The 22,806-nt window shown below is 72.3% G+C and carries 19 protein-coding genes; 6 read left to right on the forward strand and 13 right to left on the reverse strand.

What is annotated here, in order from left to right; genetic code table 11:
- Nucleotides 1-23: 23 nt before the first annotated feature.
- The 5 genes from AB0B33_RS18795 to AB0B33_RS18815 all read right to left on the reverse strand — a co-directional run bounded on the left by AB0B33_RS18795 (nucleotide 24) and on the right by AB0B33_RS18815 (nucleotide 3,517).
- A complete protein-coding gene (locus AB0B33_RS18795) occupies nucleotides 24-281 on the reverse strand; it encodes a hypothetical protein (protein ID WP_247025021.1) in 258 nt (85 codons plus the stop codon).
- Between the two features lie 160 nt (nucleotides 282-441).
- Nucleotides 442-1,314, reverse strand: coding sequence for a hypothetical protein (locus AB0B33_RS18800; protein WP_360773140.1), 873 nt, complete (start codon nucleotides 1,312-1,314; stop codon nucleotides 442-444).
- On the reverse strand, nucleotides 1,311-1,751 hold the full coding sequence (locus AB0B33_RS18805; RefSeq protein WP_247025023.1) for a peptidase inhibitor family I36 protein: 441 nt from the start codon (nucleotides 1,749-1,751) through the stop codon (nucleotides 1,311-1,313). The genes AB0B33_RS18800 and AB0B33_RS18805 overlap by 4 nt, the downstream gene beginning before the upstream one ends.
- A gap of 49 nt (nucleotides 1,752-1,800) precedes the next feature.
- The gene (locus tag AB0B33_RS18810) at nucleotides 1,801-3,372 is read right to left on the reverse strand and encodes an AAA family ATPase (protein WP_360773144.1); all 1,572 of its coding nucleotides are present in this window, start codon (nucleotides 3,370-3,372) and stop codon (nucleotides 1,801-1,803) included.
- The gene (locus AB0B33_RS18815) at nucleotides 3,359-3,517 is read right to left on the reverse strand and encodes a hypothetical protein (protein ID WP_247011379.1); all 159 of its coding nucleotides are present in this window, start codon (nucleotides 3,515-3,517) and stop codon (nucleotides 3,359-3,361) included. The genes AB0B33_RS18810 and AB0B33_RS18815 overlap by 14 nt, the downstream gene beginning before the upstream one ends.
- A 93-nt stretch (nucleotides 3,518-3,610) precedes the next feature.
- On the opposite strand from AB0B33_RS18815, the gene AB0B33_RS18820 reads away from it, so the two are divergent.
- The 3 genes from AB0B33_RS18820 to AB0B33_RS18830 are packed head-to-tail and all read left to right on the forward strand — an operon-like array spanning nucleotide 3,611 to nucleotide 8,237.
- The gene (locus tag AB0B33_RS18820) at nucleotides 3,611-4,348 is read left to right on the forward strand and encodes an NUDIX domain-containing protein (RefSeq protein ID WP_360773148.1); all 738 of its coding nucleotides are present in this window, start codon (nucleotides 3,611-3,613) and stop codon (nucleotides 4,346-4,348) included.
- The gene (locus tag AB0B33_RS18825) at nucleotides 4,345-5,085 is read left to right on the forward strand and encodes a 5'-methylthioadenosine/S-adenosylhomocysteine nucleosidase (protein ID WP_360773151.1); all 741 of its coding nucleotides are present in this window, start codon (nucleotides 4,345-4,347) and stop codon (nucleotides 5,083-5,085) included. The genes AB0B33_RS18820 and AB0B33_RS18825 overlap by 4 nt, the downstream gene beginning before the upstream one ends.
- Nucleotides 5,082-8,237: a tetratricopeptide repeat protein gene (locus tag AB0B33_RS18830; protein WP_360773154.1), complete on the forward strand. Its 3,156-nt coding sequence runs from the start codon at nucleotides 5,082-5,084 to the stop codon at nucleotides 8,235-8,237. Before AB0B33_RS18825 ends, AB0B33_RS18830 begins: the two co-directional genes overlap by 4 nt.
- Here the strand turns inward: AB0B33_RS18830 and AB0B33_RS18835 are convergent.
- From AB0B33_RS18835 to AB0B33_RS18870, 8 genes are read right to left on the reverse strand one after another with little or no spacing between them, the layout of a single operon-like run.
- A complete protein-coding gene (locus AB0B33_RS18835) occupies nucleotides 8,221-8,832 on the reverse strand; it encodes a TetR family transcriptional regulator (protein WP_360773157.1) in 612 nt (203 codons plus the stop codon). The genes AB0B33_RS18830 and AB0B33_RS18835 overlap by 17 nt on opposite strands.
- Nucleotides 8,829-9,665: an NAD(P)-dependent oxidoreductase gene (locus AB0B33_RS18840; protein ID WP_360773160.1), complete on the reverse strand. Its 837-nt coding sequence runs from the start codon at nucleotides 9,663-9,665 to the stop codon at nucleotides 8,829-8,831. Before AB0B33_RS18840 ends, AB0B33_RS18835 begins: the two co-directional genes overlap by 4 nt.
- Before the next feature lie 51 nt (nucleotides 9,666-9,716).
- On the reverse strand, nucleotides 9,717-10,883 hold the full coding sequence (locus AB0B33_RS18845; RefSeq protein WP_247011386.1) for an acyl-CoA dehydrogenase: 1,167 nt from the start codon (nucleotides 10,881-10,883) through the stop codon (nucleotides 9,717-9,719).
- The gene (locus AB0B33_RS18850; protein WP_360773163.1) at nucleotides 10,880-12,829 is read right to left on the reverse strand and encodes a biotin carboxylase N-terminal domain-containing protein; all 1,950 of its coding nucleotides are present in this window, start codon (nucleotides 12,827-12,829) and stop codon (nucleotides 10,880-10,882) included. Before AB0B33_RS18850 ends, AB0B33_RS18845 begins: the two co-directional genes overlap by 4 nt.
- 7 nt (nucleotides 12,830-12,836) lie before the next feature.
- Nucleotides 12,837-14,435 carry a carboxyl transferase domain-containing protein gene (locus AB0B33_RS18855; protein ID WP_360773166.1) on the reverse strand — a complete coding sequence of 533 codons (1,599 nt, stop codon included), beginning with the start codon at nucleotides 14,433-14,435 and terminating at the stop codon, nucleotides 12,837-12,839.
- Nucleotides 14,432-15,580 carry an acyl-CoA dehydrogenase family protein gene (locus AB0B33_RS18860; RefSeq protein WP_360773169.1) on the reverse strand — a complete coding sequence of 383 codons (1,149 nt, stop codon included), beginning with the start codon at nucleotides 15,578-15,580 and terminating at the stop codon, nucleotides 14,432-14,434. Before AB0B33_RS18860 ends, AB0B33_RS18855 begins: the two co-directional genes overlap by 4 nt.
- Nucleotides 15,577-17,265 carry an acyclic terpene utilization AtuA family protein gene (locus tag AB0B33_RS18865; protein WP_360773172.1) on the reverse strand — a complete coding sequence of 563 codons (1,689 nt, stop codon included), beginning with the start codon at nucleotides 17,263-17,265 and terminating at the stop codon, nucleotides 15,577-15,579. Before AB0B33_RS18865 ends, AB0B33_RS18860 begins: the two co-directional genes overlap by 4 nt.
- Complete coding sequence (locus tag AB0B33_RS18870; RefSeq protein ID WP_360773175.1) at nucleotides 17,262-18,053, reverse strand: TIGR03084 family metal-binding protein; 792 nt, start codon at nucleotides 18,051-18,053, stop codon at nucleotides 17,262-17,264. The genes AB0B33_RS18865 and AB0B33_RS18870 overlap by 4 nt, the downstream gene beginning before the upstream one ends.
- A 141-nt stretch (nucleotides 18,054-18,194) precedes the next feature.
- Between AB0B33_RS18870 and AB0B33_RS18875 the strand changes: the two genes are divergently transcribed.
- From AB0B33_RS18875 to AB0B33_RS18885, 3 genes are all read left to right on the forward strand, one after another.
- A complete protein-coding gene (locus tag AB0B33_RS18875; protein ID WP_360773178.1) occupies nucleotides 18,195-19,034 on the forward strand; it encodes an enoyl-CoA hydratase-related protein in 840 nt (279 codons plus the stop codon).
- Nucleotides 19,031-19,636, forward strand: coding sequence for an acetoacetate decarboxylase family protein (locus AB0B33_RS18880; protein WP_360773181.1), 606 nt, complete (start codon nucleotides 19,031-19,033; stop codon nucleotides 19,634-19,636). The genes AB0B33_RS18875 and AB0B33_RS18880 overlap by 4 nt, the downstream gene beginning before the upstream one ends.
- Nucleotides 19,637-19,903: 267 nt before the next feature.
- Entirely contained in the window at nucleotides 19,904-22,801 is a 2,898-nt protein-coding gene (locus AB0B33_RS18885) for a ribonucleoside-diphosphate reductase subunit alpha (RefSeq protein ID WP_360773184.1), read from the forward strand.
- Nucleotides 22,802-22,806: the final 5 nt, after the last annotated feature.

Raw genomic sequence — 22,806 nt, forward strand, 5'->3', positions numbered from 1 at the left:
CCGGCGACGCTCGGTGACGTCGCTCAGGCGGCGACGACGATCTCCAGCGCGGCCCGGCCGGCCTCGGTGAGCTCGGCCGGAACGCGCCCGGTGGCGGCTTCGGCGGCGGGCCGCAGGTAGCCGCCGTGGGCGAGTGCGTGCGCGGTCATCTGATCGCAGCAGGCGAATCCGTCGATGAAGAGGTCGGGCTCGCAGCTGCACGACATCTGCGCGCGTCCCGCCGCCACCGCCCTCAGCATCGCCATGGCGCGGTGGGTGAGCTCGACTCCTGAACCGGACACCGGACTGCCTTTCTCCTCGGAACCACTACGCATAGTCATTCGCCCGTTGGGCTGATTGTGTTACTTACGGCACTATGACGTTTCGGGTGCCAGTGCGGTTCCGCCGGGTCGGGCACGCCGAAGGGGGCGGGGTCCGGTGTCCCGGTCCCCGCCCCCTCCTTCACCGCTCCAGCGCCCGCCGGGCGTTGGCCAGCCGCGCCCGCAGCGCCTGCGCCAGCGCGTCGAACTCGCCGCGCCGGTCCGCGATCGCCCGCTGCTGGTAGGCGGTTTCCACCGCCAGCCACGTCCCGGGCAACGCGGTCCGCGTCCGGCACGCCAGGTCCGCCTTCGCGACCGCGATCTCCGCCGGGGCCGGCGCGGGGCCGCTCCACCGGACGTCGTCGTTGGCCGCCCACACGTCGGCGTACCGCTCCCCCGCTTCCGCCATGCAGGCACGCCAGCCGGCCATCGCCGCCTGAACCCGCGGATCGGCCTGCGCCGTCAGGTAGAGCTCGCGGTCGAGCTCCGCGAACGCCTCCCCCGGCAAGGCCGCCGGCACGCCCTCCTCGAGCCGGCGGCGGGCCTCCCCGACGCAGCCGCCCTCGGGGACCGGCCGGCCGCGCACCTCCGACGTGCCCTTGCCGGTGTAGACCACCAGCACGTCCAGCGGGGGCTGCGCCCGCGCCGCGCGGTCCGGCGGCTGCGCCGCGTGGTAGCCGAGGCGGGCGACCTCGGCGGCGTCCACGATCCCGTAGCGGCCCCCCGCCGCCGGCCGGGACGTGTCGACCGCGTCGATCGAGGGCGGCGTCCAGTCGTACCCGAAGCGCGCCAGGCACTTCCCCGCCAGCGCGGCGGTGGCGCGCTCGATCACGTTGACCTCGGCGGCGGGGTGCCGGTAGGCGTCGAACGGCAGCACGACGTCCGCGCCCGACACCACCGGCCGCACCGGCCCGATCGGCGGCGGCCCGGGCTCCGCGGCGTCGCCCGCCGACAGGGCGACGCCGCACCCGAGCGCCGCGACGGCGACCGCCGCGGCGATCCGCGCCGCCCTCACCCGTAGTACGTGCCGCACGCGATGTTGAAGTGGTGGGAGTTCATCACGTCGTTGGCCACCCAGCCGTCGTGGTTGTCCCCGGAGAGCCGGACGTTCGCGAAGTTCCGCACCGTGCCGCTCGACCGGATCGTGAAGCACGACCCCCGGTACTGGGAGTTGTAGTAGACGGCGATCGGCGAGTTGGTGTCCTTGTTCTCCATCGAGCTGACGTTGTTGTACGTGCCGTCGCCCGCCCACAGCGGGATGCTGGTGCCGGCGTACCGCAGGCTCCCCCAGTTGGCCTGGCTGTTGAAGTTCTCGAACTTGTAGCCGCCCAGATCGGAGTTCGAGTACATGCACGCGTACTGCGCCTGGCACGCGGCCTCGGCCGGCCCGGCGGCGCCGACCCCCACCGTCGCCGCCACGGCCACCGCGGCCACCACTGCTGCTGCTCTCATGGTTTCCTCCCTCGTTCCGTTCCGGTCCGCCCCCCGCGGACCGGGCTTGCTAACCCAGGTCTAGGGCCTCGGCGTTGTCCGGCGCCGGGGCCGCGGCCGCCGGACGACAAAGGTCCGGACAACGATCGGCGCGCGGCAGGGCGACCGGACCGCAGACCGGCTGGCCGCCGAGCCCGGCCGCGGCGGAGAGGACGCACAGGGCCGCGAGCAGCGCGGCCAGCCATCCCCGGCGCCGGGGGCGCGTCTCGGCGGCGGTGCTGGCGTCGAGATAAGCCCGCTCGTGGACGGTGAGGTGCCGCGGGTGCCGGGCCCACGCACGAACGGCCGCGAGGTGAGCGCCGCGCAGGAGCAGGCTCGGGTCCCGGTGGTGGCGGCGCCAGGTGGCGGCCGCCTGGGTGAGTTCGCGGTGGGTGCGCCGCCCCGCGCCGTCCTCTTCCAGCCACGCGGCCAGGCGCGGCCAGGCACCCAGCAGCGTCTCGTGGGCCGGCCGGAGCCGGTGGGCGTCGCGCACGAGCACCCGCGCCCGGACGAACCGCTCGACGACGCCGGCGGCGAGCGGGGTGTCGTCGAGTTCGTCGGCGCTGACGGCCCTGGCGCCTTCCCCGGGGTCGGCGAGCCGGCGGAACAGGTCGCGGGCGACGGCCCGCCCGGGTGGCCCGAGCGCGTCGAACACGGCCTCCGCCGCGCCGGCCGCCGGTCCGCCGAACTCCCCCGCCGCCTGGAAACCGGCGAGGGTCAGCCGGGTGCCGCTGCGCCGCCGCCACGTCTCGAGCAGCGCGTGCGACAGCCACGGCAGCGCGCCGGGCCGCCCGTGGGCGAGGGCGACGGCCGTGGTCAGCAGCGGCGTCTCGACCAGGCAGCGGGCGCGCGCGGCCGGGGCGGTGATCGCCTGCCGCAGCTCGTCGGCGGTCATCGGCCCGACCTCGACGCGGGCCGGCGTCTCGCGCGGGCCGGCCAGTTCCGCGCAGCGGTCCGCGAAGTCCGCGCGCACGGCGAGCACGACCCGCGGCCCGCCCGTGCGCAGCGCGGCGGCGAACCGCGCCCGGTCGTCGTCGCGGCCGGGCGCGAAGAGCTCTTCGCACTGGTCGACGACGACCAGCGCGTCCCCCTCGGGCAGCCGCTCCCCCGCGGTCGTGAAGACGACCGCGCCGCTCAAGCGCGGCAGCAGGCCGGCGCGCAGGAGCGACGTCTTCCCGGCGCCCGACGGACCGGTCACGACCACGCAGCGGTGGGCCGCGACGGCGGCGACCAGGGTGTCGACGAGCCGGTCCCGGCCGAAGAACAGGCCGGCGTCCTCGCGGTCGTAGGCGTCGAGCCCGCGGTAGGGAGCGGTGGCTTCGGCCGGGGCCGGGGTGGTCAGCTCGGCCGCCGTCGCGCGCCAGCGGCGTTCCCACTCGCCGGCGTCACCGTCGCAGGCCCGGACGTACGCCAGGGTCACCGCCAGGCTCGGCAGCCGGCGCCCGCCCGCGGCGTCGGACAGCGTGGTGGCGGAGAAGTGCGCCCGGCGCGCCAGTTCGCGGTAGGAGGGGTTCCCCGCGTTCTCCCGCAGCGCCCGCAGGCCGGCCGCGAACGCGGTCAGCGCGGAGCCGTCCGGCGCCAAGGGCTTCTCAGCGCGCGGCATGACCCACCGCCATCCCGGGCGAGCCGCTCGCGGTGGCGGTGGGCGCCTGCCAGGCCGAGGCGAGGCAGAACCCGCTGACCAGCCCCGCGAACAGGAGGACGGCGGCCAGCTTGCAGGCGAGCGAGACCGGTAGGTGCACACACATCGCGGACCCTTTTCGTCGTTTCGACATTAAGTGCACTCAGGTTAGAACCCGAGCCGACTTTGCGTCAAGCTGACATGAAGCTAGGCTTGCGGCGTGGCCCAGGACACGACATGGCAGATCCCCAAGGTCGCGGTCGCCGTCGACCTCGCGATCCTCACCGTCCGCGAAGAGCGGCTGAACATCCTGCTCGTCGAGCGCGCGGAAGCGCCCTACCGCGGGCAGCTCGCGCTCCCGGGCGGGTTCATCGCCTCCGAGGACGAGGACATCGACGTCGCGGCCGCCCGCGAGCTGGCCGAAGAGACCGGCCTGGCGGCCGATCGGCTGCATCTGGAACAGTTGCGGACCTACGGCGGGCCGGACCGTGATCCTCGGGGGAGGGTGGTGACCGTGTGCTACCTGGCGCTGGTGCCCGACCTGCCGATCCCGGCGGCGGGCGGGGACGCGCGCGCCGCGCGCTGGGAAGCGGTCGCCGACGTCGAGGGCACGGACGCGCCGGTCGCCTTCGACCACCGGGCGATCATCGCCGACGCGGTGGAGCGGGCGCGCGGCAAGCTCGAGTACACGACGCTCGCCACGGCGTTCTGCGCGCCCGAGTTCACCATCAGCGAGCTGCGGCGCGTCTACGAAATCGTCTGGGGCCACCGGCTCGACCACCGCAACTTCCACCGCAAGATCACGGGGGTGACCGGGTTCCTGGTGCCCACCGGCGACCGCACGGCCCGGGACGGCGGCCGGCCCGCCGCGCTCTACCGGCGTGGCCCGGCGACGGTCCTGCACCCGCCGATCCTGCGCGGGCACAACCTGAACGACGCAGAAAGCGAGATCGCGTGAACGACGTTCCGGAACCCACGATCGTGGTGCTGACCGCGCTGGAGGTGGAGTACGCGGCCGTGCGGGCGCTGCTGGCCGGGCGCCGGGTGGAGACCCACCGCTCGGGCACCCGGTTCGAGGTGGGCCGCCCGCCGCGCGGCCGGGGCTCGGCCGTCCTCGCGCTGACCGGCCAGGGCAACCAGGCGGCGGCCATCCTCACCGAACGCGCGATCGCCACCTACGACCCGCGGGCGCTGCTGTTCGTCGGCGTCGCCGGTGCCCTGCACGACGACCTCGAGCCCGGCGACGTCGTCGTGGGCACCAAGGTCTACGGCTACCACGGCGGCAAGGACGAGGACACCGGCTTCCGCGCCCGGCCGCAGGCGTGGGAGATCCCGTACGAGCTCGACCAGATCGCCCGGCACGTCGCCCGCGAGGAGGACTGGCTCCCGGAGGGGCGCCGTCCGTCGGTGCACTTCCGGCCGATCGCCGCCGGGGAGGTCGTGCTCAACTCGCGCACCACTCCCCTGGCCGAGCAGCTGCGCACGAACTACGACGACGCCGCCGCGATCGAGATGGAAAGCGCCGGCGTCGCCAAGGCCGGTCACCTCAACCGGAACCTGCCCGTGGTCGCCGTCCGGGGCATCAGCGACAAGGCCGACGGCCACAAGCACGCTGCCGACCAGGCCGGCTGGCAGCCCGTCGCGGCGGCGAACGCGGCGGCCTTCGCCTTCGCCCTCGCCGCCGAGCTCCCGTGACCCCCACGGTCGTGGTGCTGACCGCCCTCGAAACGGAATACGCGGCCGTGCGGGCGGTGCTGGGCGACCGCCGCGTCACGGCGCACCCGTCGGGCACGCGGTTCGAGGTGGGCGTGCCACCCGCCGGCGGGGCCACGATCGTGCTCGCGCTCACCGGCCAGGGCAACCAGGGCGCCGCCGTCCTGACCGAACGCGCGATCGCGACCTTCGCGCCCAGCGCGCTGCTGTTCGTCGGCATCGCCGGGGCGCTCCACGACGACCTCGGCCCCGGCGACGTCGTCGTGGCGACCAAGGTCTACGGCTACCACGGCGGCAAGGACGAGGACGACGGCTTCCGGAACCGGCCGCAGGCCTGGGAAATCCCGCACGAGCTCGACCAGATCGCCCGGCACGTCGCCCGCGAAGGGCGCTGGCTCCCGGACTCCCCCGGACCTCCGCCGCCGGTGCACTTCCGGCCGATCGCCGCCGGGGAAGTCGTGCTCGGCTCCCGCACCGCTCCCCTGGCCGCCCGGCTGCGCACCGCCTACGACGACGCGGCCGCGATCGAAATGGAAAGCGCCGGCGTCGCCAAAGCGGGTCACCTCAACCACGGCCTGCCGGTGCTGACCGTCCGGGGCATCGGCGACGACGGCGCCGAAGTGACCGCGGCCGCGCACGCCGCCGCGTTCGCGCTGGCCCTCGCCGTCGAAGTCCCGGCCCGGCCCGGCGGGGTGACGACGGGCGTGCACTGGCCGCACCGGGCCGGCGTGGTCCCCGCCCGCGCGGACGGCTTCCAAGACCGCGAAGTCACGCTCGACGCCATCACGGTGCTGTCGGGACTGGGCGGCGTCGGGAAGACGCAGCTGGCCGCGGACTTCGCCGAACGCGCGTGGGCCGCCCGCGAAGTCGACCTCCTGGCCTGGATCACCGCGGAGTCCCGCGACGCGATCCTGACGGCCTACGCGCAGCTGGCGAAGACGCTCACCGGCATCGACGACGCCGACCCGGAGCAGGGCGCGCGCCGTCTCCTGGAGTGGCTCGCCTCGACCCCGAAGCGCTGGCTGCTGGTGCTCGACGACGTGCAGCACCCCGCGGACCTGCACGGCCTCTGGCCACCGGCCGCCGGGCGGGTGGTCCTCACGACCCGGCGGCGCGACGCCGCACTCGCCGGCGACCGGCGGCGGATCGTCGACGTCGGCCAGTTCACCGCTGCGGAGTCGCGGGCGTACCTGAACCGCAAGCTCGCCGCCCGCCCGCACCTGGCCGACGACGTCGCCGGGCTGGCCGACGACCTCGGGCACCTGCCGCTGGCGCTCGCCCAGGCCGCGGCGTACGTCCTCGACCGCGAGCTGCCCTGTTCGGCGTACCGTCAGCGGTTCCGGGAACGCAAGCTGGCGGCGGTCCTGCCCGACGACCACCAGGCCACGGTGACGGCGACCTGGGCGTTGTCGATCGCCCACGCCGACCGGCTCGAACCCGCGGGCCTGGCCGGCCCGCTGCTGCGGTTCCTGAGCGTCCTCGATCCCCACGGCATCCCCCATTCCGTGCTCACCGCGCCGGCCGCGCTGGACTTCCTGCGCAAAACGACCCGCCGGCGCCCGACCGCGGAAGACGCCCGCGACGCACTGGGCTGCCTGCACCGCCTGAACCTCGTCGGCCTCGACCCGCACGCGGTCCGCGTCCACGCACTGGTGCAGCGCGCGGCCCGGGACGACCTGCGCCCCAAGGACTTCGCGCGGATCACGCGGGCCGCCGCGGACGCGCTGACGCAGGCGTGGCCGGAGATCGAGTCGGACCGGACGCTGGCGCAGGCGTTGCGGCGCAGCACTTTCGCGTTGCAGGCCACCGGTGACCCCCAGCAGCTCTGGCGCCGGGGGTGCCACGTGGTGCTCCTGCAGGCGGGACGGAGTCTCCGCGAGAACGGGCAACTCGGCCCGGCGATCACGTACTTCCGGCAGCTCGGCCGCACCGCGGCGGATCGGCTCGGCGCCCAGCACCTCGACACTTCGATCGCACGCTACGACCTGGCGGCTTCCCTGGGCGCCGCCGGCGATCCGCGCGGAGCTGTCGAGGCGCTGAGCGCCCTCCTCGCGAATCTGGACCGGGTCCCCGGGCGGACGCACCAGCTGACGTTGACCGCGCGCAGCACCTTGGCCAGGTACCTGGGCGAGACGGGGAACTTCGCCGGGGCGGTGGCGGTGTACGAGAGCCTCCTGCCGGACCTCGAGCGGGTGCTCGGGGCCGAGCACCAAGCCACCTCGGCCAGCCGGCAGAACCTCGCGGTCATGCGGGACGCCGCCGGCGACCCGTCCGGGTTGGCCGAGGTCGAGCGGCTGGCCCAGGATCGGCATCGCGCGCTCGGACCGGACCACCCCGATACCCTCAGCACCCGCATCGCCGCGGCCCGGCTCCGGGCCGCCACCGGGGACCTCACCGGCGGGCTGGCCGCCTACGAGAGCCTCCTGCCGGACCTGGAGCGGGTGTTCGGGCCGGAGCACACCGCCACCTTGACCACCCGCGATGCTTCGGCCGTGCTGCAGGCCGAGTCGGGGGATCTGGCCGGAGCGACCGCCCGGCTCGAACTCCTGCTGCAGGACCAGCAACGCGTACTCGGTCCCGACCACCCCGACACGTTGGACACGCGCCAGCACCTCACGTGGTTCCGGGGCCTGGCCGGCGATCCGGCGCCGGCCGTGGCCGCCTACGAGACGTTGCTCCAGGACCAGCAGCGCGTTCTCGGCCCGGACCACCCCGCCCTCTTCACCAGCCGGCACCACCTGGCCGCGTTGCGGGCCAGAGCCGGGGATCCCGCGGGAGCGGCGGCCGTCGTCGAAGAGATGCTGCCGGACCTGAGCCGCGTGTTCGGGCCGGGCAGCCCGAACGTGCTGACCACCCGGCACAACCTCGCGCGCTTCCGCAGCTGGGCGGGAGATCCGGCGGGAGCCCTGGCGGCACTGGAGAACCTCCTGCCGGACCTGGACCGCGTCCTCGGGCCGGAGCACCCCACCACGCTGACGGCTCGCCACACCCACGCCACCCTGCGCGGCGAAACCGGGGACCCGTCCGGAGCCGTGGCGGCGCTCGAGGAGTTGATCCCGGTTCTGCGCCGCGTGCTCGGACCGGAGCACCCCGAAACCACGGGCGCCCTCGAGGACCTCAAGCGCTTCCGGTGACCGCGATCCGCAGCTCCAGCGTCCGCGCCCACTCGCGCACGATCTGCTTGCGCCGCTTGGTGTCGTCGGTCAGCAGGTTCGCCAGCCCGAGCCCGCGGCCCAGGTCCAAAGTGGCCTGGACGAGCTCGCGCACCCCGGGCCGGGACTCGTCGACGCCCAGCAGTTCGACCGTCACGCGGTGCGCCTCGCGGCCGACCCGGGCCTCCAGGGGTACCAGCACCTCGCGCAGCGCGTCGTCGGTCGCCGCGACCGCCCACAGCTGCAGGGCCGCGCGGAACAGCGGGCCGGTGTAGAGGTTCAGCACCATCTCGACGACGCGCTCGATCCGGGACGCGCCGGTCGGCAGGTCCGCCGCCTGGGCGCGCAGCTCGTCGATCTGGGACTGGCCGAGCAGGTCGACCGCCGCCACCACGAGGTCCTCGCGGGCCGGGAAGTGGTGCTGGGCCGCGCCGCGGGAAACGCCCGCCCGCTCGGCGATCCCGGCCACCGTCACGCCGTGCCAGCCGCGCTCGCCGAAGCTGTCGAGCGCGGCCTCGATCAGCCGCCGCCGCGTGGTGCGGCTGCGTTCCTGCTGGGGTTCGCGGACGCCGGTCAAGCCGGGTCCACCCAGAAGTCGAGCTGCAGGTCTTCCTCCGCGGTGTCGCCGGCGCGGTACTTCGCGAAGTCGGTGACGCCCTCCGCGCGCAGCACTTCGTCGTCCAGGAAGAAGTTCCCGGTGGCCTCGCCGCTCGGCTTCGTCAGGATCGCGTACGCGGCGTCGGCCATGATCTCCGGCGTGCGGCTGCGCGAAGCCAGCTCCGCACCGACGACGTTGCGGATCGCCGCGGTGTCGATCGTCGTGCGCGGCCACAGCGAGTTGACCGAGACGCCGTCGCCCTTCAGCTCCGCCGCCAGCCCGACGGTCACCAGGCTCATCGAGTACTTCGCGATGCTGTACGCGAGGTGCCCGGCGGTGAACCACTTCTCGTCGAGGCTGATCGGCGGCGACAGCGTCAGGATGTGGGCGTTCTCCGAAGCGCGCAGGTGCGGAATGGCCAGTTTGGACAGCAGGAACGTGCCGCGCGCGTTGATGTCCTGCATCAGGTCGTAGCGCTTCATGCCGACCTGCTCGGTCGGCGTCAGGTCGATCGCGCTGGCGTTGTTCACCACGACGTCGATGCCGCCGAACTGCTCGACGGTCTTCGCCACGGCGGCCGCGACACCCTCGTCGTCGCGGACGTCGCCGAGGATCGGCAGGGCGTGCCCGCCGGCCTTCTCGATCGCTTCCGCGGCCGTGTAGATCGTGCCGGGCAGCTTCGGGTGCGGTTCGGCGGTCTTGGCCAGCAGCGCCACGTTCGCGCCATCCTTCGCGGCCCGCAGCGCGATCGCTTCGCCGATCCCCCGGCTGCCGCCGGACATGATGATCGTCCTGCCGTCCAATCCAGCCATGTGAAACCTCCGTGAAGAAGCGGCACTTTCACGTGAAAGTGCCGCCTCGGGTCAGTAGGACTTGGGCAGGCCGAGGCTGTGCTGGCCGACGAAGTTGAGCACCATCTCGCGGCTGACCGGGGCGATCCGGCCCAGGCGCACCGCCGTGACCAGGGTGCCGAGGCCGTATTCGGTGGCGAGGCCGTTGCCGCCGTGGGTCTGCACGGCCTGGTCGGTCGCGCGGATGGCGACCTCGGCGGCGGCGTACTTGGCCATGTTGGCCGACTCCCCCGCGCCGAAGTCGTCGCCGGAGTCGTAGAGCGACGCCGCCTTCTGCGTCATCAGCTTCGCCAGCTCCAGCTCGATCTTGATCTCCGCCAGCGGGTGCGCGAGGCCCTGGTGGGAGCCGATCGGGGTGCCCCAGACCTGCCGCTGGTTCGCGTAGCCGACGGCCTTGCTCAACGCATAGCGCGCGATGCCGAGGGAGAACGACGCACCCATGATGCGTTCGGGGTTGAGGCCCGCGAACAGCTGCGCGATGGCCGCGTCCTCTTCGCCGACCAGCGCCTCGGCCGGGAGCTTGACGTCGTCGAGGAACAGCGAGAACTGGTTCTCCGGCGCGATGATGTCCATCGGGATCTTCGTGTACTCGAAGCCGTCGGTGCCGGTCGGCAGGATGAACAGCGCCGGCTTGAGCTTGCCGGTCTTCGAGTCCTCCATGCGCCCGACGACGAGCACCGCGTCGGCCTCGTCGACGCCGGAGATGTAGACCTTGCGTCCACTGAGGACCCAGCCGTCACCGTCGCGCTTGGCGGTGGTGGTGATCTTGTGCGAGTTCGACCCGGCGTCGGGTTCGGTGATCGCGAAGACCATCCGCTTGCTGCCGTCGGCGATCCCGGGCAGCCACTGCTTCTTCTGCTCGTCGGTGCCGAACCGGGAGATCACCGTGCCGCAGATGGCCGGCGAGACGACCATGAGCAGCAGCGGCGAGCCCGCCGCGGCGAGTTCTTCGAGCACCGCGGCGAGGTCGGCGATGCCCGCGCCCCCGCCGCCGTACTCCTCGGGGATGTTGACGCCGAGGTAGCCCAGCCGGCCGGCCTCGTCCCACAGCTCGTGGGTCTTCTCGTCCGCCCGCGCCTTGCGCGCGTAGTACTCGTGCCCGTACTTGGTGCCCAGTTCGGCGACGGCCTTGCGAAGCGCGATCCGCTCCTCCGGCTCGATGAAGTTCATCGCGTTCATGCTTCTTCTCCTACCACCGCGAGGATCGTGCCCACTTCGACCTGCTGTCCGACCGTCACCGGAAGTTCCGTCACCACGCCGTCGGCGGGGGCGGCGATCCGGTGTTCCATCTTCATCGCCTCGAGCCAGAGCAGCGGATCGCCGGCCTTGACCGGGTCCCCGGCCTGCACGGCCAGCCGGACGACGGTGCCCGGCATCGGCGCCACCAGCGACCCGGCGGCCAGCGCGGCGTCCGGGTCGGCGAACCGCGGCGCCGCCGTCAGCGCGACCGAGCCGAGCGCGGAGTCCACGTAGGACACGCCGTCGTGGCGGGCGACGTCGAAGGTGCGCCGCACTCCGGCGACGTCCAGGACGACCCGGCCGGGTTCGGCGGTGACCAGCTCGGCCTCGAAACCGTCCGCTTTCAGACCGTCCCGCGTCAGCGAATAGACGATCTCGTATTCGCGGTCGGCCACCGTGAAGACCTTGCGCTGCCCGGCCGAGCGGACGTTGCGCCAGCCGCTGGGCAGCCGGCCCTGCGTGGTCGCCGACGCCCGGTTACCCGCCGCGTCCGCCAGTGCCGCGGCCAGCGCCGAGACGCGCTCGGTGTCCACAGTGGCCAGCGGAGCGGCCAGGGTGTCGAGGCCGTGGCGGTCGAAGAACGCCGTATCGGTCTCCCCCGCCAGGAAGGCTTCGTGCCGGAGGATGGTCACCAGCAGGTCGCGGTTGGTGACGACGCCGTGGATCTTCGCCGCCGCCAGTGCCTTGGCGAGCCGGCGGGCGGCCTCGGCGCGGGTCGGGGCCCAGGTGATCACCTTGGCCAGCATCGGGTCGTAGTGCACGCCGACGACGGACCCGCTCTCGAAGCCGGAGTCCAGGCGCAGCCCGGGACCGTGGGTGAACGCACGGTCCACCTCGGGCACGTCCAGGGTGTGCAGGGTGCCGCTCTGCGGCTGCCAGCCCGCCGCCGGATCCTCGGCGTAGAGCCGGACCTCGATCGAATGCCCCTGAGTGGCGGGCGGTTCGGCCGGAAGCCGCTCGCCTTCCGCGACGCGCAGCTGCAGCGCGACCAGATCCAGCCCCGTGACGTTCTCGGTGACCGGGTGCTCGACCTGCAGCCGGGTGTTCATCTCGAGGAAGTAGAACCGCCCGTCCGGCCCGGCGAGGAACTCGACCGTGCCCGCGCCGACGTAGTCGATCGCCTGGGCGGCCTTGCGCGCGGCGTCGAAGAGCTCCGCACGCATCGCGTCGTCGACGAACGGCGAAGGTGCCTCTTCGACGACCTTCTGGTGACGGCGCTGGATCGAGCACTCCCGCTCGCCCACCGCCCACACCGTGCCGAACCGGTCGGCCATGACCTGGACCTCGATGTGCCGCCCGGTCTCCAGGTACCGCTCGCAGAAGACGGTCGGGTCGCCGAACGCGGACCCCGCCTCGGCGCTCGCGCCTTCCACCGCCTCGGCCAGCTCACCGAGTTCGCGGACCACGCGCATCCCGCGCCCGCCACCCCCGGCGGACGCCTTGACCAGCAACGGCAAGTCGGCTTCGGTCACCGACGCCGGGTCCAGTTCGGACAGCACGGGCACGCCGGCGGCGGCCATCAGCCGCTTCGACTCCACTTTGGAGCCCATGGTCTCGATGGCTTCGGGCGGCGGCCCGACCCAGGTGAGACCCGCGTCGAGCACAGCCCGCGCGAAGGCCGCGTTCTCGGACAGGAAGCCGTAGCCCGGGTGGACGGCGTCGGCGCCGGTGTCGGCCGCGGCCTTGACCAGCAGCTCGGCGCGCAGGTACGTCTCGCTCGGCGCGTTGCCGGGCAGCCGGACGGCCGCGTCGGCTTCGAGGGCGTGCGGGGCGGCGGCATCGGCGTCGGAGAACACGGCGACCGTGCCGATCCCGGCGTCGCGGCAGCTCGAGAAGACGCGGCGGGCGATCTCGCCGCGGTTGGCGACCAGCAGGTTCTGGATCATCGCTCACTCACATCCGGAAGACGCCGAAGCCCTCGGCGCCCTTCACTGGTCCATTGTGGATCGCGGACAGGCTCAGCCCCAGCACGGTGCGGGTGTCGCGCGGGTCGATGATGCCGTCGTCGTAGAGCATGCCGGAGAGGAACATCGGCATCGACTCGGCCTCGATCTGGCCTTCCACCATGGCGCGCATGGCCTTGTCGTGCTCCTCGTTGTACTCCTGGCCGCGGCTTTCGGCCGCCGCGCGGGCCACGATGGACAGCACGCCGGCCAGCTGCGCCGGGCCCATCACCGCGGACTTCGCGCTCGGCCACGCGAACAGGAAGCGGGGATCGTAGGCCCGGCCGCACATCCCGTAGTGCCCGGCGCCGTAGGAAGCTCCCATGAGGACGGACAGGTGCGGCACCTTCGAGTTCGACACGGCGTTGATCATCATCGCGCCGTGCTTGATGATGCCGCTCTGCTCGTACTCCTTGCCGACCATGTACCCGGTCGTGTTGTGCAGGAACACCAGCGGCGTGTGGATCTGATTCGCCAGCTGGATGAACTGCGCGGCCTTCTGCGACTCCTCGCCGAACAGCACGCCCTGGGCGTTGGCGAGGACGCCGACCGGGTAGCCGTGGATGCTCGCCCAGCCCGTGACCAGCGAAGAGCCGTACAGCGGTTTGAACTCGTCGAAGTCGGAGCCGTCGACGACCCGGGCGATGACCTCGCGCGGGTCGAAGGGCACCTTGAGGTCGGTCGGCACGATGCCGAGCAGGTCCTCGGTGTCGTACAGCGGCTCGGCGTAGTCCGGCTTCGGCGTCGGCCCCTGCTTGGTCCAGTTGAGCCGCTTGACGATGTTCCGCCCGAGCCGGATCGCGTCCTGCTCGTCGACGGCCAGGTAGTCGGCCAGGCCGGACGTCCGCGCGTGCATCTCCGCGCCGCCGAGCGACTCGTCGTCGGACTCCTCGCCGGTCGCCATCTTGACCAGCGGCGGCCCGCCGAGGAACACCTTCGCGCGTTCCTTGACCATCACGACGTAGTCGGACATGCCCGGCAGGTAAGCGCCGCCCGCGGTGGAATTGCCGAAGACGAGCGCGACCGTCGGGCAGCCCGCGGCCGAAGCCCGCGTGATGTCGCGGAAGATCCGGCCGCCCGGGATGAAGATCTCCTTCTGCGTGGGCAGGTCCGCGCCGCCGGACTCGACGAGGTTGATCGACGGCAGCCGGTTCTGCGCGGCGATGTCCGCCGCCCGGAAGGACTTCTTCGTCGTCCAGGGGTTGCTCGCGCCGCCCTTGACCGTCGGGTCGCTGGCCGAGATCAGGCACTCGACGCCTTCGACGACCCCGATGCCGGTGACCAGGCTCGCGCCGACGCGGTAGTCGGTGCCCCACGCGGCCAGCGGCGAGAGCTCCAGGAACGGCGAGTCCTGGTCGAGCAGCAGCTCGATCCGCTCGCGGGCCAGGAGCTTGCCGCGCTTGCGGTGGCGCTCGACGTACTTCTCGCCGCCACCGGCCACGGCCTTGGCCTGTTCGGTGCCGATCTCGGCGAGCTTCTCCAGCATCGCCTCGCGGTTGGCGCCGAACTCGGCGGCCCGCGTGTCCACAGTGGACCTCAAGGTAGTCACGAGGTGTATCCCAATCGCTTCGCGGCCAGGCCGGTGAGGATCTCGTTGGTACCGCCGCCGATGCCGAGGATCCGGACGTCGCGGTAGTGCCGTTCCACCTCGGCCTCGCGCATGTAGCCGAGCCCGCCGTGCAGCTGGACGGCTTCGTTGACCACCCATTCGGCGGCCTCGACGGCGGTGTTCTTGGCGAAACAGGCCTCGGCGATGACCTCTTCGCCCGAGACGTGCCGGATCGCGGCCTGCCGGGTGTAGGTCCGGGCGACGTCGACCTTGCGCGCCATCTCGGTGAGCTTGTGCTGCACGACCTGCCGCGAAACGAGCGGGCGGCCGAACGTCTCGCGCAGCCGGCACCAGTCCAGCGTCAGGTCGAGGGCCCGCTGGGCGTGCGCGTACGCCTGCACGGCCAGCGAAAGCCGCTCGGTGACGAACTGGGTGGCCACCTGCGCGAACCCGCTGTTCTCGGTGCCCACCAGGTTCTCCACCGGCACCCGGACGTCCACGTAGGACAGTTCGGCGGTGTCGGAGCAGAGCCAGCCCATCTTTTCGAGCTTGCGGGACACGGTGAACCCGGGCGTCCCGCGCTCGACGACGATCAGCGACAGCCCGTGCGCGCCGTCGCCGCCGGTGCGCACGACCGTCGTGACGAAGTCCGCGCGGCAGCCGGAGGTGATGTAGGTCTTGGCGCCGTTGACGACGTATTCGTCGCCCTCGCGCACGGCGGTGGTCCGGATCCCGGCGACGTCCGACCCGCCGTCCGGCTCGGTGACGGCCAGCGAGCCGATCTTGTCGCCGGCCAGGGTCGGGCGGACCCAGCGTTCGAGCTGCACGGGATCGGCGGCCTCGGCGATGTGCGGGACGGCGATGCCGCAGGTGAACAGCGACGCGAAGAGGCCGCCGGAGCCGCCCGCGTAGTGCATCTCCTCGGCGACGACCAGCGCGTCGAGGTAGTTGCCGTCGCCGCCGCCGATCTCCTCGGGGAAGGCGACGCCGAGCAGGCCCAGCGCACCGGCCTTGCGGTGCAGGTCGCGGGGCAGTTCGCCGGCGCGCTCCCAGTCGTCGAGGTGCGGCAGGACCTCCTGCTCGACGAACTTGCGGACGGTCTTGCGCAGCTCGGACCGCTCGGGGGTCCGGAACGGGTCGGTCACAGGAGCACCTCGGGAACGTCGATCTCGCGGGAGCGCAGCCATTCGCCGAACGCCTTGGCCTGCGGGTCGAACCGCGCCTGCGACGCGACCCCCTGCCCGAGGATGCCCTCGACGACGAAGTTCATCGCCCACAGGTTCGGCAGGAGGTAGCGGGTCACGGGCAGGTCGGCGGTCTCGGGCAGCAGCAGCTTGAACTCCGTGACGGTCAGCCGGTGCACGAGCCAGCGCCACGCCGCTTCGGAGCGCACCCAGACCCCGAGGTTGGCGTTGCCGCCCTTGTCCCCGCTGCGGGCCCCGGCGATCGTGCCCAGCGGCACGCGCCGCACCGGTCCGTGGGCCAAGGGCTCGGGCAGCGCGGGCTCGTCCACTTCGGACAGGTCCTGAGTGGACAGCGCGGGCGCGATGTCGACCCGCATCCCGTCCGGCAGCACGGCGACGTGGGGCACCTGGTCCGCGGGCACGTAAGCCGCGGTGTAGACCCCGAAGGGCGAGGCGTCCGAAGGCGGCGCGGTGACGTGGAAGCCCGGGTAGCTGGCCAGCGCCAGCTCGACCGCGGCGCCGGTGAACGCGCGGCCGGCCACCTTCGGGTCGGCGTCCTTCACGGCCACGTGCAGCAGCGCGCTCGCGGTCTGCTCGGTGTCGGCGTCGGCGTGGTCGGTGCGCGCGAGGGTCCAGCGGACGTCGGCGGGCGGCCGGTCCTTCAAGGACGCTTCGAGCTGTTCTCGCACCAGCGCGGCTTTCGCCTCGATGTCGAGTCCGGTGAGGACGAACGTCGTCTCGTTGCGGAACCCGCCCAGGGTGTTCAGCGCGACCTTGAGCGTCGGCGGCGGAGCTTCCCCGAGGACGCCGGAGATGCGTACGCGGTCGGGGCCGTCTTCGGTCAGCGACAGCTTGTCGAAGCGGGTCGTGACGTCCGGGCCGGCGTACCGCGCACCGGTGATTTCGTACAGCAGCTGCGCTTTGACCGTCCCGGTGTTCACCACGCCCCCGGTGCCGGGGTGCTTGGTGATGACACTGGTGCCGTCGGCCTCGATCTCGGCGATCGGGAAGCCCGGCACGCCCAGGGTGTGCTCGGTGAAGAAGGCGTAGTTGCCGCCGGTGGCCTGGGCGCCGCATTCGATGACGTGCCCGGCGGCGACCGCGCCGGCGAGGGCGTCGAAGTCGTCGCGCGCCCAGCCGTAGTGCGCGGCGGCCGGGCCGACGATGACGGAGGCGTCGGTGACGCGCCCGGTGACGACGACGTCGGCGCCCGCGTTCAGGCACTCGACGATGCCCCACGCGCCGAGGTAGGCGTTGGCGGTCAGCGGTTTCCCGAGGTCCAGCTCGTCCGCGCGGGCCACCAGGTCGTCACCTTCGACGTGCGCGATCCGGACGTCGAGGCCCAGCTTCGCGGCCAGCTCACGCAGGGCGTCCGCGAGCCCGGCGGGGTTGAGCCCGCCGGCGTTGGCGACGATCTTGACGCCCTTTTCCCGCGCCAGGCCGAGGTTTTCCTCCATCTGGCGCAGGAACGTCTTGGCGTAGCCGCGATGGGCGTCCTTCATCCGGTCGCGGCCGAGGATGAGCATGGTCAGCTCGGCCAGGTAGTCGCCGGTGAGGACGTCGAGGGGCCCGCCGGTGAGCATTTCGCGGACCGCGGAGAACCGGTCGCCGTAGAACCCCGACGCGTTGCCGATGCGGTAGGTCATGCGAACTGCCCCGGCTTCCGCCCTTCGCCAGGAGGCCCGGCGAAGGCCTGCGCGATGGTCAGCCACTCTTCGACGCCGGCGCCGTGGGCCACGAGATCGGTGTCGGCCGGGTGCCGACGCTGCGTGACGACCAGGCAGAAGTCCAGCGCGCTGCCGGTCAGCTTCTGCTCGGCGTCCTCCGGGCCGAACGCCCAGGTCGTGCCGTCGGGCGCGCTCAGTTCGACGCGGAACTCCTCGGCCGGCGGCGCGAGCGAGTGGACCTTGTAGGCGAAGTCGCGGGTGCGGGTGCCGAAGCGGGCGATGTGCCACAGCCGCGCGGTCGGCTCGCGGACCAGCCCGAGCGCGTCGAAGACGTCCTGCCCGTGCGCCCAGGTCTCCATCAGCCGCGCGGTCGCCATCGAGGCGGCGCTCATCGGCGGCCCGTACCAGGGCACCTTCTGCCCTGCCGGCACCGCGGCGAGCGCCTCGGCCAGCGCCGCGCGCCCGGCCCGCCAGTCTTCGAGGACCTCCCGGGGCGGCCGTTCGGCCCCCGCCGCGGCGCCGTCGTCGACGTAGGTCTCCCCCGCCTTGAGCAGCTCCTCGACCTCGGCCTGCCAGTTCTCCGGGTGCGCCGCCGCGATGAGGGCCTTGCGATCGGTCCAGGCCAGGTGCGCGATCTGGTGCGCGACGGTCCACCCCGCCGCCGGGGTCGCCCGCGCCCAGTCCGCCGCCGGCAGGTCCGCCACCACGTCGTCGATCGTCCGTGTCTCCGCGTCGAGATCCCCGAGGATCACGCCGAGATCCGCCATCAGCCGCCTCCTTGCGTCCTGGCGCCCAGCGTCGCACCGGCCGGCGGAAAAATCAAGCACGCCTGATTGTTTCGCGCGGCACGCTGCGGATACACTATTGACATCTTGCCAGTAGCGTCGGCCTGCAATACGTTCGTCGCCATGGCCGACTACGCCGAGATCACCTACGCCGTCGCGGACCGGATCGCGACCGTGACGCTGAACCGCCCCGAAGCGCGCAACGGCTACACGATCCGGATGGCCGACGAGCTCGGTGCGGCGATGGACCGCGCCGACCGCGACGAGGACGTCCGCGTGGTCGTGCTCACCGGCGCCGGCAAGGACTTCTGCGTGGGCGCCGACCTCTCCCAGGGCGGCTTCGACTTCGACCCGTCGACCGGCCCCGACGCGGCGTGGCAGGAGCCCGCCGGCCGGTGCTCGAAGCGGATCTTCACGATGAACAAGCCGGTGATCGCCGCCCTGCACGGCGCCGCGGTCGGCGGCGGCGTCACGATCACGCTGTCGTGCGACTACCGGCTCGCCGCCGAGGACTCGCGCTTCGGCTTCGTGTTCACGCGCCGCGGGATCTACCCCGAAGGCGCGTCCGCGTGGTTCCTCCCCCGGCTCGTCGGCATGGGCACCGCACTCGACTGGATGATCAGCGGCCGGGTGTTCACCGCCGCCGAAGCCCTCGAAAAAGGCCTGGTGCACAAGGTCTTCCCGGCCGGCACCGTGCTCGACGAGGCGTACGCGCTGGCCCGCGAGATCGTCTCGACGACGGCGCCGGTGTCGGTCGCGGTGACCCGTCAGCTGCTCTACCGGATGGCGGGCGCCGAGTCGCCGTTCCCCGTGCACGCACTCGACTCGAAGCTGATCGGCGGGCTCGGCGCGAGCCCCGACGCCGTCGAAGGCGTCATGTCGTTCCTGCAGAAGCGCCCGCCGGAGTTCGGCATGCGCGTCGAGAAAGACCTGCCCCCGTACCTCCCCTGGTTGGACGCATGAGCCTCTACCCGCCGCAGCCCTGGCACCTGACCGCCGACGCGCGCGTCTCGATCTGGCGCGTGCCGCCCGCCGCACTCCCGGCCCTGCCCGCGGGTGCCGAACCGCTGCTGGTCGCCGGGCGGGCGTCGGTGTTCACGGCGTGGATCGACTACACCCCGCCCGGGCAGCTGGCGTACCACGAACTGCTGGCCGCGGTGTCGGTCAAGGCGCGCCGGGTCTCCTGCTCGATCACCGGGATCTGGGTCGACAGCGAAGCCTCGATGGCCGGCGGCCGCGAGCTGTGGGCCATCCCGAAGGGCCTGGCCACCCTGGACTTCACGAGCGGCCCCACCTTCACCGCCACCGCGGCGACGGCCGAGCACTGGATCGCGACGGCGGCCTTCAAGCACCGCCCCGCGCTGCCGGTCAGGCTGCCGACGTCGTTCGAGGTCGTCCAGGAGCGCGACGGCCTGCTGCGGACCCCGGTGGGCGCGAAGGTCCGCCCGCGCCCGGCGTCGGCGGACTGGAGCTTCAACCCGGACGGCCCGCTCGGCTACCTCGACGGCCGCCGCCCGGTGGCGAGCCTCGAACTTCCTTCTTCGACGTTGCGCTTCGGCGCCTGAACGGCTGAGAAACCTACCCGCGAGACCCCGCGATCGCGCGGTGAAGTGCTTCTCTGGGTGATCACGCAATCCCGTCAGAGTGAACTCGCGACACGCCATCTGGGGGCCCGTGCGGGCAGGCACCCCTACATGTAGTCTCTGAGAACCGGCAGGCCCCAGCGACGGGGAGACCGCTGCGCAAGACCTGCCAAGCAGCCTGGAGAAAGACCTGCGCACGGCCTCGTGAGGCCGTGTGGCGATCCAACGCGCCCAAATTTGGAGACACGCATGTCAGTCGAAACCGGTCAGCGGCCTGCCGCCGCCGACACGCCCACCGCGATCCGGGTCATCCGGCGGGACGGCAGCGTGTCGCCGTTCGACGCCGGGAAGATCTCGGTCGCGCTGACGAAGGCGTTCCTCGCGGTCGAGGGTGGCGACGCCGCCGCGTCCTCCCGCGTGCACCACGTCGTCGCGGAGCTGACCCAGCAGGTGGAGGCCACCCTGCTGCGCCACGCCGGCCCCGAGACCGCCCTGCACATCGAGCAGATCCAGGACATCGTCGAGCTCGCCCTCATGCGCGGCGAGCACCACAAGGTCGCCCGCGCCTACGTCCTCTACCGCGACGAGCGCAGCAAGGCCCGCGAGGCCGCCAAGCCCGCCACCACCGAAGCCGCGCTGAACGTCAAGGGCGCCGACGGCGTCCTGCGCCCGCTCGACTGGGCGCGCGTGTCCCACGTCGTGGGCGAAGCCGTCGCCGGCCTCGAAGACGTCTCCGCCGAGCCGGTGCTGGCCGAGGCCAAGCGCAACCTCTACGACGGCATCAGCGCCGACGAGCTGGCCCTGGCCCAGGTCCTGGCCGCCCGCGTGCTGGTCGAGCAGGAGCCGAACTACTCCTTCGTCTCCGCCCGCCTGCTGCTGGACAAGCTGCGCGGCGAGGCGCTGAGCTACCTGGCGAAGAAGCCGCGCCAGGCCAGCCAGGACGAGATGACGACCGAGTACGCGCCGTACTTCCGCGCCTACCTGCGCCGCGCGGTCGAGCTGGAGCTGGTCGACGCCGAGCTGCTGCGCTTCGACCTGGACAAGATCACCGCCGCGATCCGGCCCGAGCGCGACCTCGACTTCGGCTTCCTCGGCCTGCAGACGCTGTACGACCGGTACTTCCAGCACCACGAGGGCACCCGCTTCGAGCTGCCGCAGGCGTTCTTCATGCGCGTCGCGATGGGCCTGGCCATCCGCGAGGCCGACAAGGAAGCCCGCGCGATCGAGTTCTACGAGCTGCTCTCGAGCTTCCACTTCATGGCGTCCACGCCGACGCTGTTCAACTCGGGCACCACGCGCCCGCAGCTGTCGTCCTGCTTCCTGACCACGGTGGACGACGACCTGGACTCGATCTTCCAGGCGTACAAGAACAACGCGCTGCTGGCGAAGTACTCGGGCGGCCTCGGCAACGACTGGACCCCGGTCCGCGGCCTCGGCGCGCACATCAAGGGCACCAACGGCCAGTCCCAGGGTGTCGTGCCGTTCCTCAAGATCGCCAACGACACCGCCGTCGCGGTCAACCAGGGCGGCAAGCGCAAGGGCGCGGCGTGCGCGTACCTCGAGACGTGGCACGTGGACATCGAGGAGTTCCTCGACCTGCGCAAGAACACCGGTGACGACCGCCGCCGCACCCACGACATGAACACCGCGAACTGGGTGCCCGACGAGTTCCTCCGCCGCGTCGAGGCCAACGCCGAGTGGACGCTGTTCTCGCCGAACGAGACGCCGGACCTGCACGACCTCTACGGCAACGAGTTCGCCGCCCGCTACCGCGAGTACGAGGCGAAGGCCGAGCGCGGCGAGATCAAGGTCTTCCGCAAGATCCGCGCGGTGGAGCTGTGGCGCCGCATGCTGACCATGCTGTTCGAGACCGGCCACCCGTGGATCACGTTCAAGGACCCGTGCAACCTGCGCTCGCCGCAGCAGCACGTCGGCGTCGTGCACTCGTCCAACCTGTGCACCGAGATCACGCTGAACACCAACAGCGAAGAGGTCGCGGTCTGCAACCTCGGCTCGGTGAACCTGCTCAAGCACGTCACCCCGTCCGGTCTGGACACCGAGCGCCTCGAGAAGACCGTGCGCACGGCCGTCCGCATGCTGGACAACGTGATCGACATCAACTTCTACACGATCCCGGAGGCGCGCCGCTCCAACCTGCGCCACCGCCCGGTCGGCCTGGGCATCATGGGCTTCCAGGACGCGCTGTTCGAGATCGGCGTCCCGTTCGCCTCGGACGAGGCCGTGAAGTTCGCCGACGTCTCGATGGAGCACCTGTCCTACTACGCGATCTCGGCGTCGACCGACCTCGCCGAGGAGCGCGGCCAGTACCAGTCGTTCGAGGGATCGCTGTGGAGCAAGGGCATCCTGCCGATCGACTCGCTGCAGCTGCTCATCGACGCGCGCCAGGGTGACGCCCTCGACGTCGACACCTCGTCCACTTTGGACTGGGCGCCGCTGCGCGAGCGCGTCAAGACCGTCGGCATGCGCAACTCCAACGTGATGGCGATCGCGCCGACCGCGACGATCTCCAACATCTCCGGCGTCGGGCAGTCGATCGAGCCGCTGTTCCAGAACCTGTTCGTCAAGTCGAACATGTCCGGCGACTTCACCGTGGTCAACCCGCACCTGGTCCGCTCGCTCAAGCAGCGCGGGCTGTGGGACGAGGTCATGGTGTCGGACCTGAAGTACTTCGACGGCAGCCTCGGCCAGATCGACCGCGTGCCGGACGACCTGAAGGCGTTGTACGCCACGGCGTTCGAGATCGAGTCGAAGTGGATCGTCGACGCCGGTTCGGTGCGCCAGAAGTGGATCGACCAGGCGCAGTCGCTGAACCTCTACATCGCGGCGCCGAGCGGCCGCAAGCTCGACCAGCTGTACCGCTACGCGTGGCACAAGGGCCTGAAGACCACGTACTACCTGCGCGCGCAGTCGGCGACGCACGTGGAGAAGAGCACCCTGCGCGGCACCGACGGCAAGCTGAACGCCGTCTCGGCCACCCCGGCCCCCGCGGCGGCCACCCCGGCCCCCGCCCCGGTCCCGACGCCCGCCCCGGCCCCGGCGCCCAAGCCGGAGCCCGACGTCGACTTCGTCGCCACCGACGGCGCCGCCTGCCGCATCGACGACCCCGACTGCGAATCCTGCCAGTAAGGAAC

This window comes from Amycolatopsis sp. NPDC049159 (assembly GCF_040648295.1).
GTDB lineage: Bacteria > Actinomycetota > Actinomycetes > Mycobacteriales > Pseudonocardiaceae > Amycolatopsis > Amycolatopsis pretoriensis_A.

Coding starts and splice junctions, on each gene's coding strand:
- AB0B33_RS18805 (WP_247025023.1), bottom strand. CDS start 1,751: ATGAGAGCAGCAGCAGTGGTGGCCGCGGTGGCCGTGGCGGCGACGGTG.
- AB0B33_RS18810 (WP_360773144.1), bottom strand. CDS start 3,372: ATGCCGCGCGCTGAGAAGCCCTTGGCGCCGGACGGCTCCGCGCTGACC.
- AB0B33_RS18815 (WP_247011379.1), bottom strand. CDS start 3,517: ATGTGTGTGCACCTACCGGTCTCGCTCGCCTGCAAGCTGGCCGCCGTC.
- AB0B33_RS18840 (WP_360773160.1), bottom strand. CDS start 9,665: ATGGCTGGATTGGACGGCAGGACGATCATCATGTCCGGCGGCAGCCGG.
- AB0B33_RS18845 (WP_247011386.1), bottom strand. CDS start 10,883: ATGAACGCGATGAACTTCATCGAGCCGGAGGAGCGGATCGCGCTTCGC.
- AB0B33_RS18850 (WP_360773163.1), bottom strand. CDS start 12,829: ATGATCCAGAACCTGCTGGTCGCCAACCGCGGCGAGATCGCCCGCCGC.
- AB0B33_RS18865 (WP_360773172.1), bottom strand. CDS start 17,265: ATGACCTACCGCATCGGCAACGCGTCGGGGTTCTACGGCGACCGGTTC.
- AB0B33_RS18870 (WP_360773175.1), bottom strand. CDS start 18,053: ATGGCGGATCTCGGCGTGATCCTCGGGGATCTCGACGCGGAGACACGG.
- AB0B33_RS18875 (WP_360773178.1), top strand. CDS start 18,195: ATGGCCGACTACGCCGAGATCACCTACGCCGTCGCGGACCGGATCGCG.
- AB0B33_RS18880 (WP_360773181.1), top strand. CDS start 19,031: ATGAGCCTCTACCCGCCGCAGCCCTGGCACCTGACCGCCGACGCGCGC.
- AB0B33_RS18885 (WP_360773184.1), top strand. CDS start 19,904: ATGTCAGTCGAAACCGGTCAGCGGCCTGCCGCCGCCGACACGCCCACC.